The sequence below is a fragment of the Candidatus Venteria ishoeyi genome (assembly GCF_030378065.1).
Taxonomy (GTDB): domain Bacteria; phylum Pseudomonadota; class Gammaproteobacteria; order Beggiatoales; family Beggiatoaceae; genus Venteria; species Venteria ishoeyi.
In genome coordinates, this window is record NZ_JAUCGJ010000002.1 from 124877 (window position 1) to 137318 (window position 12442).

Genomic DNA, 12442 nt, shown 5'->3' on the forward strand with positions numbered 1-12442 from the left:
TTAAATTTCATCTGCTGCTGCGGGGTTGTAATCACGTTTTTTTACCCGGCGCAGCCAGTTAATACTACGTGTTGCAATCTGCCACAGGCTTTTCAGAAATCCCATGCGCTCTGACCAATACAGGGAATAAGTGCCATTTTCAAATACCGCTGTCAAGCTCGCCATATTATTGGCTAACATGCTTTCATTCCAAAACGGCAGGATGACGATGCCTTGCGGGTGGATGAAAATACTGCGTACTTGTTGTAATAAGCGCCCCAGTGCGCTGCGTTTATAAGTTAGCTGTAAAAATTGATCGCCCAACGCGGTCATGTCATGACCCGGATGAAACGCAACGTCAATGAGATGCGCGTGCGGGGCAAACTGGCGTAATTGATTGACAATCTCACGCTCATAATCTTTGCCATCATTGGCATAATCGTTGATTTCCCGCACCAGATAAATACGTTTGGGCGCACTACTGTTGCGGCTTTGCCATTGCTCAATAATTGCTGCAACGCTGTCAGCACTAATGGCACTGCGTTTTAGATTATCCTGGCGTCCATAAGTCCCCTGGAAAAAGTCCTCAATACCATGCAGGTGGAAATCACACAGATCACGACGCTTAATGACTAACTGACGCAAGCCAAAACGTATGCACTGTAATAATACCCGGCGTACCACAGCAGTATCGCTGTAGCGGGAAAAATAATTAAGGAAATTACGGGTTTCATAATAGCGCAAAGTGGTAAAAGGCTTGCTCGCACCTTGAAGCGCATGCCAGATTAAAGAATCATAAGCGATGACCACTTTTTTACCGGTGCAACGCTGAATTCTGTGTCCCCACTCTGAGTCATCAACATGCAGAAAATAATTATGCCAGATACCGGTTTGTTGTAAAGCTTCATGACGAAACACCAGAGAGTAGGCACCGGCATAACCGGATTCACGATAACGTTCACGAATATGCGTCAGTTCATGCAGTTCCCGATGCAAAATATTGGCTTGCCAGCCAAAGCTATCCCGAAACAAACTGCCACCAGCCTCATAAGCAATGGTTGGATTATCCAGATCCATCATCACCGAACCGGCTACCGCAGCTTCTGGCGTGTCTTGCAAGGTGCGGATTAAATATTGCAAGGTATAGGGGTTAATCTGGGCATCATCATCAATCAGCCAGGCATAAGGCGTCGGATTTTCCTGTGCCAGCACATGTTTAAAAAAAGTATTAAAACCACCGGAGCCACCACGATTTTCTTCATTACGAATGACCTGCACCCAGGGAAACTCTGTTGCCAGCATTTCACTGCTACCATCAGTAGAGGCATTATCCACCACCACCACATGCAGTTGCTGGGCAGGATATGCCAGGGTTTTAATCTGATTTAATAACTGGCGAATATAAGGTTTCCGGTTAAACGTTACCAAACCAACCGTAACTTCAGGCAATGATTCTGGCGTAACAGCCTGCAAATCAATAGATTCAAGCTTAAGCTGTTCACCATTGGTTTCAGGAATCAGCAAGCGTACATGCAGGGCTTGCCCAGTTTTTTCAGCCGCTAATTGTAAGCTCTCAGACCAGGTTTGTGTTTCCTGAGTTGCCGGTAAACGCCAAAATGCAACCGGCTGCCCAAGCTCCTGCCCGTGACCTTGAGGATATAAACCTAAAATTAAAGGCACGGGGGATTGATATTTCAGTTGAATGCGATACTCTGTATCAGGTTTAAGAAACAGGCGACCACCCCAGAGTTGATTTTTTAAGGTCACAATATCGTGCGCCATGTTTTCAATGAACAAGCCGCTACCAGCATTTCCTGGTTTTAAGGTAAAAAACGGGTGACCGGATTCGATTTGCCAAAATAGTGATGTAGCATGGATAGCTGGCGTAGCAAAATCAGCGCAAGGAATTAAATTATGCCAATGCTGGGCATCATCATCGTAGCTCATGGTATTCTGGGTCATTAGATTTGTATGCATTCAGTAAATAAAGGAAACAGAATTTTGCCTGAAATTTACTCGGGAAACAACAAATGAGATCCTTTTCTTTTCTATCAGACAATTTTAAACAAATTCCAATTCATGAAAGAGCGCATATTCTGGTCATCGATAACGATCCTGAAACATTGCTTCTAATCAAGTCATTATTACATCACCGCGTTGCCAGCATCCGGGCAGCTAATAATGGCAAAACGGCTTTATCTCTGCTGGAGCACTGGCATTGTGATCTCGTGCTGATTAATCTTGAGTTGCCGAAAAAACATTATGTCACGTTACTGGAAAGTATTCGCCGCAGTAATCAGGAGATGCTGTTTATTCTATTGATTTCAGAAGATAAAAAACCACCTGCTTATACGTTTTTACAACATCTGAAAGTGATTGATTTTTTTCAGAAACCGTTAAATGATAATTACCGTATTTTTTTCGCAATAGAAAAAGCGCTGGAAAGGCAAAGGGCTGAACATAAAATTCAACAGCAAACCTGGATGCTGCAAAAAACGAATAAGGTGTTACTCGAAGAAATAAAGCAACGTCAGCAGTATGAAAAAAGTTTGCTGGAAATTCGGGAAAAATTACTAAAACGTGTGGAAATGCGCTCAGAAGCATTATACCAGGCAATACAGATTGCGGATGTAGCAATACAGGCAAAAAGTGACTTTCTGGCAAATATGAGCCATGAATTCCGCACCCCGCTAAATGCCATTTTAGGTTTTGCCAAATTATTGTCATGGGAAGAAGATTTATCAAAAAAACAATTAGAAAATATTAATATTATCCGCCAATCTGGTGAACATTTATTAACACTGATCAACGATATTCTTGATTTGTCAAAAATGGAAAAGAACAAACTGAAATTACAGCATGAGCCTTTTATGCTACTGCCTTTTCTACAAGAAATCAGTAGCATGATTCGCCTGCATATTCAGCAACAAGCGGTCACCTTTAATGTCGAATTAGATAAAGACTTACCTTTGTGTGTGGTGGGCGATGAGACCCGGTTGCGCCAAACGCTGATCAATCTGTTAGGCAATGCGGTAAAATTTACCCAGCAGGGGGAAATCCGTTTTATTGTTTCGCTGGAAAATAAAAAAGTCTGTTTTGCTGTTGAAGACACGGGGATTGGTATTGCGCAAACCGATCTGGCAGAGATTTTCAAACCTTTTGGTCAACTGCACCATCCTGATCGTTATGCTTTAGCGGGTACTGGCCTTGGGCTGACTATCAGTTATCGTTTTATTGAATTAATGCAGAGTACTTTGCAAGTTTCCAGCAACCTGGGCCGGGGGAGTCGTTTTTGGTTTTGCCTGGATTTGCCGGAAGAAAAAGCATTTGCCGCAATGCAGGTAGTGACAAAAAACTGTCATATTATTGGTTATGCAGGAAAAAAACAGCGGATATTGGTGGTAGATGATCAAAGGGAGAATCGTTTTTTACTAAAAACCTTATTAAAAAATAGTGGTTTTATAATTGAAGAAGCACACAATGGTGAAGAAGCCATAGAAAAGGCACTGGAAAATCCTCCTGATGCCATTTTAATGGACTTGTTGATGCCGGTTATGAATGGTTTTGAAAGTACCCGAAAAATACGCCAGTTTAATCTTTTGAAAAACACCCCCATGCTTGCAATTTCTGCTGCAACGGATGAAGCTTATCGGGTCAAAGCAACCGCAGCGGGATATGATGACTTTATTGGTAAACCTTTTGCAGCCAGAGATTTATTACAAAAATTAGGTAGGCTGTTAAAACTGGAATGGCAATATGACCCAAAACAAGGATCCCGTAATAAGCCAGGAGAAGATAGCGCCACAAATAAAATACAGGATTACCCTAAACCACCGGAAAACCTGGTTATTACCCTAAAAGAAATGGCTAAAATTGGTGATATTGATGGTTTGCAGGAATGGAGTCAGAAGATGCAATCAGATGCTCAGTTAGCAGATTTTGCCAGCCATATTGCCGAATTTACCGAAAATTTTGATTTACAAGGCTTGCGTCGTTTGTTACAAGAATTATGATTTGGTGTTACGCGAAAGCTTCTTTTTTGTATTTTGAAATTACAAAAAAATCGTTTTTGCTTCACGCTGGTGTTTAAACAGCCCGATGAAACATAATGGAGTCAAATTGTGGGATTGTTTGATAAGATAAAAAATCTAAAAAATCTGGCAAAACAAGAGGAGCCGGAAGAAGATATTCCGGTCGATCCAAAGGCAGGCGTTACGCCGGAAATGCTTGATGAGCCACCAGAATACACTTTTTTATATGCCTTACATGCGTGTACCCGGAATAAGGTGGATAAAATCCAGGACTATTTAAAGTTTGATCCACGTTATGCGCAATGTCGTGACTGGGAGGAGAACACCTTATTACACAAAGCCGCTTTATACGCGCGCCCGGATATTCTGGGTTTATTATTGAATTATCCAGTGAATCTGGAAGCCTGCTACCAAGAACAAACACCTTTGCATTTAGCCGCTTCAACCAGTGGGCAATGGGTTAAGGCGAACAAAAAGGATGAGGACTTTAGCAGTCATAAAAAAGCGCAGCAGGAAACCGTGCGTTTATTACTGGAAAAAGGGGCTAACATCAATGCCCGTAATGATAAGGGAGAAACCCCGCTACACGTTGCCGTGCGTCTGGGTAATGGTGAATTAATCGCCTTATTATTATCCAAAGGCGCGGAAATTGACGCGCTGACCCAGGCACCCACCGAAGAGTTATCACAGCACAGCGGGCGTTCCGCCTTATTAATTGCTGCCCGTCATCATCGCAATCCCAAACTGATTCAGTTTTTGCTCAAACAAAATGCCAACCCGGATTTATGCGATGAAACCCCCGGTTATACCGCCTTACACTATCTGGCTGCGGCCCCGGCGCAAATTCCGGAAGACCCCGATAAGGGACTGGATGCAAAACAAACACAGATAGAAAATAACCTGGCCAGCGCGGCGAAAACCTTGTTAGCCGCCAAAGCCAATCCTAATTTGCCCGCACCGAAAAAAAAGCATTATCACCCTCTGCATCTTGCCGCCTTAAACAATCATGTAGCCTTGGCGGAAGTACTGCTGGCAGGTGGTGCGGATGTGAATACCACCGCAGATAAAGACGTCACGGCAATGAGTCTGGCCGCGCGCCAGGGTTCTTTGAATATGGTGGATTGTCTGATTCGCCACGGTATTGATATGGTGGCCTCTCATGCCTTGTTTTTTGCAGCCAAGTGTAAACACGGCACGCATACTATGAAAATGTTACTGGATAAGGGTGTCGATATTAATATGCCGGATGAAAATGGTGTCACGGCATTGTTTGCAGCGGTTTCCATCAACTCTTTTCATAATGTGAAGTTTTTACTGGATCACGGTGCAGATCCCAAGCTTTCCCCACCAGGGCGTACCTTATCACAATATGCTTTTGCCAACTGGGGTGCGATAGAGGCCACACCGGAAGAAAAACGCAATGCACAAGCGGCAGAAGATGCGAGAAATATTATTGAAGTCTTGGGTGGTTTTGATTCAATTAAAAAAAAGCCACAGATTCCATAATGCCTGAACATCCTGTTTCCCGGATTTTTATTGTGCCGGATACACCTGAACAACAATCCCAGGTACAAACACTGGCACAATGTTTTGATTTGCCTTGGCGCAATACTATTGATGAAGAACAAGCACTGTATTTATTACTGAACGCCGAATATCTTGCCTTGCAGGAAACTGGAAAACGTGCAGCAGGCGCGGTGTTTGTTGATTTTATCTCTGGTGCCGTAGCGCATAGGCGGCGTTTTGGCGGTGGGCGGGGTCAAGCCCTGGCGCGTGCAGCAGGCTTAAAAAAGGGTAAAACGCCAACGATTGTTGATGCCACAGCAGGACTGGGGCGCGATGCCTTTGTGTTAGCCAGCCTGGGCTGTCAGGTGATGTTACTGGAGCGCTCCCCCGTCATTGCCGCCTTATTGGATGATGGCCTGCACCGTGCTAAAAATGACCCGGAAATTGGCAGTTGGGTGGCTCAACGTATGCACTTGCAATGGACTGACGCGGGAGATTGGCTGGCGCAACTGGATAAAATCCATCAGCCTGATGTCATTTATCTCGATCCCATGTATCCTCACCGCCAAAAATCAGCCCTGGTTAAAAAAGACATGCGATTATTTCGCCGCGCTGTTGGTGATGATATGGATGCAGAAAAGCTATTACAGATTGCAAAGCAACGTTGCCAGCAACGGGTTGTGGTCAAACGCCCAATACATGCCCCGCCTTTAAGTAATGATAAACCTGACGCACAAATTTCAACCAAAAATACACGTTTTGATTTGTATTTTTCTAAAAAAGCACTTTAATGAATATTATCTCATTTAATACCAACAGTATCCGTATCCGTTTGCATCAACTGGCGGAGCTTATCAACAAGTATCAACCTGATGTCATCGGCATTCAGGAAACCAAAGTACAGGATGCTGATTTTCCCGTGGAGGCAATTGCAGAATTGGGGTATCAATCCGCCTTTCATGGTCAGAAAACCCATTATGGGGTTGCGCTGCTCAGTAAACAGCCCTTAGCCGATGTGCAAAAAGGTTTTCCAGGTGATGCCGATAATGCGCAACGACGTTTTATTGGGGGTACATTATCCCAAGCCGATGGCAGTAAATTACATGTACTCAATGGCTATTTTCCGCAAGGGGAAAACCGTGAACACCCTGAAAAATTTGCTAATAAACGTCAATATTACGCCGATTTACTGGCTTATTTGCAGGCACAGTTTAATCCAGAATCAGATCAGCTTATCTTGATGGGGGACATGAATGTCGCACCGCTGGATTTGGATGTCGGTATTGGTGAAGCTAATGCCAAACGCTGGTTAAAAACCGGTGCTTGCAGCTTTTTACCGGAAGAGCGGGAATGGTTGGATACTTTAATGAATTGGGGACTGGTAGACAGTTTTCGCAGTTGTCACCCGCACGCTGAAGACGCTTTAAGCTGGTTTGATTACCGTAGCAAAGGTTTTAATAAAGATCCCAGGCGTGGTTTGCGTATTGATTTAATTCTCGCCAGTAAAGCTTTGGCGGATCAATGTGTGGACGCAGGTATTGATTATGACATACGCGCTATGGATAAACCTTCCGATCATTGCCCAATCTGGGCAAGTTTCCGCTCATAAAGTTAAAAATATAACTACGGGTTGATTGCGTCAAAACCTCATGGGAAGGTGGATGTAGTAAATTATGTCAGATTCCTGTGCAATATGCAGGAATCTGACATAGGAGCGAGAATTTTATAACTTCAGCAACTTGGCTGGTCTTTTTCTCCATTTTCTGCGTTCCGAAAACAGTTACATAGCTTGCTATGCGCCTATTTTCGCGCCTTGAAAATGAATAAAAATCCTGTGCCCAGTTTCTGTATTTATTTTATCCTCACTCCATATTCATTTTATTTAATCCCTGTTCCTAAGCAAGGTCTTTTTAAGCCGCCTCTTTACTGGCAATACGCACCATAGGATAGAGTTTTTCCGTTTCATTCTGAATACGCTCTAAAACGATACGGAACATATCTCTGCTGTCATTGATAAATTCCTCATGTTTCCGTCCTACCATTAAATGATCCCGGCGGCACCATTTTCTCAGATAGGATTTAAAGATGCGCTTAATCTCAACCGAGCCACCCATAAAATTATCTGCCGCAGTCTGTGCATGTTCGTCATTGCAACGTAACAAAACCGGAAAAATATGCAGATCCTCAGTATTTAAATGTTCTTTTACCAGTGTGACATATTCAAAAAATAATGCCTGTGTAATGCTGTTGTCACAAAGACTGCGCTCTGTGATCAGATGACTTAAGATAATGGAAATTTCTGTAATTTTATCATTTTGCGTATTTAACTCATCAAATAATGAAGTCATGATATTAGCCCCGTTAAATCGTGATGGAGTGGATTCTTTATACTTGCAAATCGTATTGTTTTTTATTACAAATGTCAATAACTCCTTTCTTTTCAGAAAATTAGATAATAATAATATGCTAATTAACTGGTTTTCAATAATCTTTGTATAAAAATTTTAAAATAGGTTAGGCTATTTCCTATTATTAATACTGAACCCTTATTTATTCTATAAAAATATATGCACACTACGCCCAACTGGCTTCAATTACTATTAATTCTTGTGCTGACCTTTGCATCGCCTTCCAGTAGTGTTCTGGCAGCCAATAAAGATGAATACACTAATAAAGCCCGACACCTTTATCAATTTGCACGACATATTCAATGGCCCCGCTCATCAACTTTGCTGGTTTGCGTTATTGGCCCTGATCCATTTGGAAAAAAACTTGATCAGTTTTTGCAAGGGAAACGAATTGGTGGTCGCAAATTGATACCCAAGCGTTTATCAGGCAGTCATCAGGTTTCCGGTTGTCATATGTTGTTTATCAGCGGGAAACTAAAGAGCCAACAGATTACTAAAATTCTGACTAAAACCAAAGGTAAAATAATCACCGTAGGTGAAGTACCAGGTTTTATTCAAAAAGGGGGCTTATTGAACTTTATAATGAGTAAGCAGCATGTTCGTTACGAGGTCAATCATTCTCTGGCAAAAAAGAAAGGACTTAAATTTGCCTACCCATTAATTAAAATGGCTAAAAAACGTTTTTAATAAAATGATTATCAATAAAACAGCTGGATAATTAATCAGGTTTGGAGAATATTTAATGGATCGCTTTCGAAATTTATCAATCCGTCATAAACTGACACTGGGCAGTTTACTGATTAGTGGTTTGATTTTATTACTGAGCAGCAGTATTTTTGTTATTCATGATCTACTTACACTGCGCGAAAACTTGTTAACGCGCATCCAGATCAGTGCCGATATTATTGCACGCAATGGTGCAGAAACCCTACGCTTTGATTATCCAGAAGAGGCCGGGAAAACCCTGGAAGCACTAGCAGCCGATCAGCGCGTCCTATTAGCGCGCATTTATGACCGTGAAGGTCTGCCTTATACCACTTATCGTCGTAAATCTCCACAAGAGCGCAATAACTTCAGAACCTTAAAGACCAGCCTGATGGAAAAAATGGCACGGCAGGATTTTGTCTTCTCAGATGCTGATCGCAGTTTAATTCTTGATTTTCTTGCCCACCAGGAAGCGGGGTATTTACTGCTGGAATCTTACAATGCCATGTTAGGCTTGTTAGAACGTCAGGATACCCCTTTATCAAGCACGTTGAGACAGCAGTTATTGCAATTACTGCAAAACCATGACAAGGATTTACCAAAAACACTACATGCAGCGAATGAGTCCCAGGAAATTGGCACACATTATCTACGATTTACTAGGCCGATTTGGTCAAACTCAGAAAAAAACCAGGACTTATTACAGGTTGGTTCTTTGTATTTAATCGTTGAACTGAAAACCATGCGTGAACGCGCAAAATGGTATGTCATCATGGCGACACTCATCGTTATTATTGCAATTTTTTTATCGGTCATACTGTCACAACAATTACAAAAATTTGTCGTTATCCCCATAGGTAAACTGGCAAAATTAACCCGCCAGGTTTCGATAGATAAAGATTACACTTTACGGGGTCACTACCAGGATCAAGATGAAATTGGCGTATTATTTAATGGTTTTAATGAAATGCTGGAAGCCATTCAAACCCGTGATAACACGCTGGAAATACATCAAAAGCAACTTGAGCAAACGGTTATTGAGCGCACTGCGGAACTGGAAAAGCTGAATCAGCAACTTACTTACCAGGCGTTTCATGATGCACTGACCAATTTACCAAACCGTGCACAATTTGCGCGACAACTGGAACAGGCACTGGATTATGCAAAACATAATGAACTGTGTATGGCAATCTTGTTTGTTGACCTGGATCGCTTTAAACAAATCAATGACACCTTAGGCCATTCCGCCGGTGATCGCGTGCTTCAGGAAGTGGCACAACGTCTGCTGGCCAGTACCCGGCAACCTGAAGACGTGGTGGCCCGTCTGGGAGGCGATGAGTTTACGGTATTATTGCGTAATGTTAAAGAAACAATTAATGCTGGTATTGTTGCAGAAAAAATTATTCGCGCCTTGGCAACCCCCTTTCATTTTGACGGACAGGAGCTTCATGTAACCCCCAGTATTGGTATCAGTATTTACCCTGATGATGGTAAAGATGTTGCCAGTTTGATGCGTAATGCCGATAGCAGCATGTATATTGCCAAGCAACAGGGGCGTAATAATTATCAATTCTATACCTATAATCATGATGCGGAAGCTGCTAACCATTTGCAGTTGGAAAATCAATTACGCCATGCATTGGAACACAAAACATTTGAAGTTTGGTATCAACCCCGTTTTGAACTCAGCAGTGGGCAGTTGATGGGGGCTGAAGCATTATTACGTTGGCGTGGCCCTGACGCGGTACTGGTGCCACCCAAGGCATTTATCCCGCTGGCAGAAGATACCGGTTTAATCATTCCTATAGGGGAACAGGTATTACGTAAAGCCTGTGAGGATAATCTGCAATGGATGCAATGGTGTGATAAAGACGCGCCGGAATTAAGCGTGTCGGTTAACTTATCAGCCAGACAGTTTATGCGCCAGGATTTATTAACTAAAATCGGGGCGATTACCGCTGAAGTGGGGATGGCGCATCAACGTCTGGAGTTGGAGCTTACTGAAAGTTTGATCATGCCAAATGCCCAGGAAACCATCCTCACACTGGAAACCTTAAACAACATGGGGATACAGATTTCTGTTGATGACTTTGGCACGGGTTATTCCTCCTTGAGTTATCTCAAGCGTTTTCCCATTGATATTATTAAAATTGATCGCAGTTTTATTGAAGATATTCATTCGCAAACTGAAGATGCGGCATTAGTCACAGCCATTATTGCCATGGCGCATCAACTCAATATTAAAGTTGTTGCCGAAGGTGTGGAAACACCAACACAATTGGAGTTTCTGCGTAAACATCAGTGTGATTATGTGCAAGGTTATTTATTTGGTCGAGCCATTCCCGCCGAGGCTTTTTTAAGCTTATTAAAAAATCAGGAAACCCATATTGAACAGTATCAAGTGGCGTTGCAAAAGCTGATTCACGACTGGGAAGGTATTTGGGATGGTGAAAATGAATAATTTCTCAAACCATGCGGAAAAAGTTGCTCAAACACATTTTAGTGTTAGCATATTGTATTGTTATTTTACCTTTTTAGGAATGAGGATAAAATAAGCCGTAAAACTGAACATAGAACTTTTGTTCAGTTTCAGATGTTATAAAATTCTCACTCCTTACCACCTCACTATATCCTGGAGATCATACTTATGATAAAAAATCTGCTCGCCTTTATCGGTTTTCTTAGCATTATCGCCCTGGCTGCGACCGCATTCTATATTTCTTCTATCATAAAATCATTTGATCCTGAAGCACCGCGGATGTACACAGAGTTTATTTCCAATCTTGTGCGGGATAAAAACCCTGCTTCAGCGATGGTGTGGAAAGTACCGGTAGATGAGGGTATTAGTGCAGAAGATGTCAAGGAATCAATGAAGAGCCTTGCCACCGGCAATAATATCCTGTTTGTGGGGGAATCTCCATTTTATAAACAGGCTGAAGCCGTTACCGGCAAACCTTATCGTCATGTGGCGTTTATGAGTTTTTGTGATGTACGGGTGGGTATGCTGATGGCAGATTATGATAATGCCTATACCGCTTTAATGCCTTGCACCATAAGCTTGGTGGAAGATCAGCAGGGTAAACTCTGGCTCTTCTCACTCAATATGGACTTCCTGATTTATGGTGGCAAAACCTTACCTCCAGAACTGAAACAAGCAGCAATCAAAGTAAAAAATAATTTGCAGGCAGTGATTCAGGGTGCAGCTAAAGGAGAGTTTTAAGCCTCCCATTTTATATTTTTTATACTTCGGTTAAGGCTTCCGGTGGATAACCTGCTTGCTGATAGGTTCGGTAACGTTCCCGTCCCTGGCTGCGAGCAGGTTCATCCAGTGTCACCACCTCCACGATGCGCTCAAACTGTTCAAAAAAAGCAGGCACTTGCGGGGTAAGGTTGATCAGTACAGGTCTTAAATCCTGCACTGTTTGTGTTTGATGCCCGATACAAACCGGGGTTTTATTAGCAAGCGGTGAGGGTAATACCACATGTGGCAGGAAGCTGTCATCCCGAAAAAACCATAATAAGTCACCGAGTTGATGACTGCGCGCGGCATTTTCCGTGTGAATATAGACCCGGTGTTTTTGCCATATTTTTTGACATAAGGCACAAACAAAGGCTTCTCGTTTGCGAAATTTTGCTGAACGTAATAAATAAAAATCAATACGGGGCATGATAATCTAAATTAAATATAAGGTTTTTTTATTTATAATGTTTTCTGTTGATACAAGCTAGTACAGCGAACACTAAGTTCACATAATAACTTTGAGCGTAGGACTGGCAGTCCTTTAAGGACTGCCAGTCCTGAAGTTATTATTT

10 protein-coding genes are annotated in these 12442 nt (G+C 42.4%); 7 read left to right on the forward strand and 3 right to left on the reverse strand.

Annotated elements, in window-relative coordinates; translation table 11 throughout:
* Positions 1 to 1926 carry a glycosyltransferase family 2 protein gene (locus QUF61_RS01285; RefSeq protein WP_289680077.1) on the reverse strand — a complete coding sequence of 642 codons (1926 nt, stop codon included), beginning with the start codon at positions 1924 to 1926 and terminating at the stop codon, positions 1 to 3.
* Positions 1927 to 2009: 83 nt separating this feature from the next.
* Between QUF61_RS01285 and QUF61_RS01290 the strand changes: the two genes are divergently transcribed.
* From QUF61_RS01290 to xthA, 4 genes are all read left to right on the forward strand, one after another.
* Positions 2010 to 3992: a hybrid sensor histidine kinase/response regulator gene (locus QUF61_RS01290; protein WP_289680078.1), complete on the forward strand. Its 1983-nt coding sequence runs from the start codon at positions 2010 to 2012 to the stop codon at positions 3990 to 3992.
* A 108-nt stretch (positions 3993 to 4100) separates the two neighbouring features.
* Complete coding sequence (locus tag QUF61_RS01295) at positions 4101 to 5516, forward strand: ankyrin repeat domain-containing protein (RefSeq protein ID WP_103921465.1); 1416 nt, start codon at positions 4101 to 4103, stop codon at positions 5514 to 5516.
* On the forward strand, positions 5516 to 6307 hold the full coding sequence (locus tag QUF61_RS01300) for a class I SAM-dependent methyltransferase (RefSeq protein ID WP_289680081.1): 792 nt from the start codon (positions 5516 to 5518) through the stop codon (positions 6305 to 6307). The genes QUF61_RS01295 and QUF61_RS01300 overlap by 1 nt, the downstream gene beginning before the upstream one ends.
* A complete protein-coding gene (gene xthA, locus QUF61_RS01305; RefSeq protein WP_103922177.1) occupies positions 6307 to 7125 on the forward strand; it encodes an exodeoxyribonuclease III in 819 nt (272 codons plus the stop codon). Before QUF61_RS01300 ends, xthA begins: the two co-directional genes overlap by 1 nt.
* Positions 7126 to 7426: 301 nt before the next feature.
* Here xthA and QUF61_RS01310 read toward each other — a convergent pair whose 3' ends face one another.
* Positions 7427 to 7864, reverse strand: a complete 438-nt coding sequence (locus tag QUF61_RS01310) for a hypothetical protein (protein ID WP_103922176.1) — start codon at positions 7862 to 7864, stop codon at positions 7427 to 7429.
* 219 nt (positions 7865 to 8083) lie between these two features.
* Between QUF61_RS01310 and QUF61_RS01315 the strand changes: the two genes are divergently transcribed.
* The 3 genes from QUF61_RS01315 (at position 8084) to QUF61_RS01325 (ending at position 11849) form a co-directional block, all read left to right on the forward strand.
* On the forward strand, positions 8084 to 8611 hold the full coding sequence (locus tag QUF61_RS01315; RefSeq protein ID WP_103922174.1) for a YfiR family protein: 528 nt from the start codon (positions 8084 to 8086) through the stop codon (positions 8609 to 8611).
* 55 nt (positions 8612 to 8666) lie between these two features.
* A complete protein-coding gene (locus QUF61_RS01320) occupies positions 8667 to 11090 on the forward strand; it encodes an EAL domain-containing protein (protein WP_103922173.1) in 2424 nt (807 codons plus the stop codon).
* A 186-nt stretch (positions 11091 to 11276) separates the two neighbouring features.
* Positions 11277 to 11849 (forward strand): DUF302 domain-containing protein, encoded by a 573-nt coding sequence (locus tag QUF61_RS01325; RefSeq protein ID WP_286019569.1) that lies wholly within the window; start codon positions 11277 to 11279, stop codon positions 11847 to 11849.
* A gap of 19 nt (positions 11850 to 11868) precedes the next feature.
* Here QUF61_RS01325 and QUF61_RS01330 read toward each other — a convergent pair whose 3' ends face one another.
* On the reverse strand, positions 11869 to 12297 hold the full coding sequence (locus QUF61_RS01330) for a DNA polymerase III subunit chi (RefSeq protein ID WP_103922171.1): 429 nt from the start codon (positions 12295 to 12297) through the stop codon (positions 11869 to 11871).
* Between the last annotated feature and the right edge of the window lie 145 nt (positions 12298 to 12442).

What these genes read in the sequence shown, in the direction of transcription:
- QUF61_RS01285 (WP_289680077.1), bottom strand. Translation starts at nt 1,926, where the DNA reads ATGAGCTACGATGATGATGCCCAGCATTGGCATAATTTAATTCCTTGC.
- QUF61_RS01290 (WP_289680078.1), top strand. Translation starts at nt 2,010, where the DNA reads ATGAGATCCTTTTCTTTTCTATCAGACAATTTTAAACAAATTCCAATT.
- QUF61_RS01300 (WP_289680081.1), top strand. Translation starts at nt 5,516, where the DNA reads ATGCCTGAACATCCTGTTTCCCGGATTTTTATTGTGCCGGATACACCT.
- xthA (WP_103922177.1), top strand. Translation starts at nt 6,307, where the DNA reads ATGAATATTATCTCATTTAATACCAACAGTATCCGTATCCGTTTGCAT.
- QUF61_RS01310 (WP_103922176.1), bottom strand. Translation starts at nt 7,864, where the DNA reads ATGACTTCATTATTTGATGAGTTAAATACGCAAAATGATAAAATTACA.
- QUF61_RS01315 (WP_103922174.1), top strand. Translation starts at nt 8,084, where the DNA reads ATGCACACTACGCCCAACTGGCTTCAATTACTATTAATTCTTGTGCTG.
- QUF61_RS01320 (WP_103922173.1), top strand. Translation starts at nt 8,667, where the DNA reads ATGGATCGCTTTCGAAATTTATCAATCCGTCATAAACTGACACTGGGC.
- QUF61_RS01325 (WP_286019569.1), top strand. Translation starts at nt 11,277, where the DNA reads ATGATAAAAAATCTGCTCGCCTTTATCGGTTTTCTTAGCATTATCGCC.
- QUF61_RS01330 (WP_103922171.1), bottom strand. Translation starts at nt 12,297, where the DNA reads ATGCCCCGTATTGATTTTTATTTATTACGTTCAGCAAAATTTCGCAAA.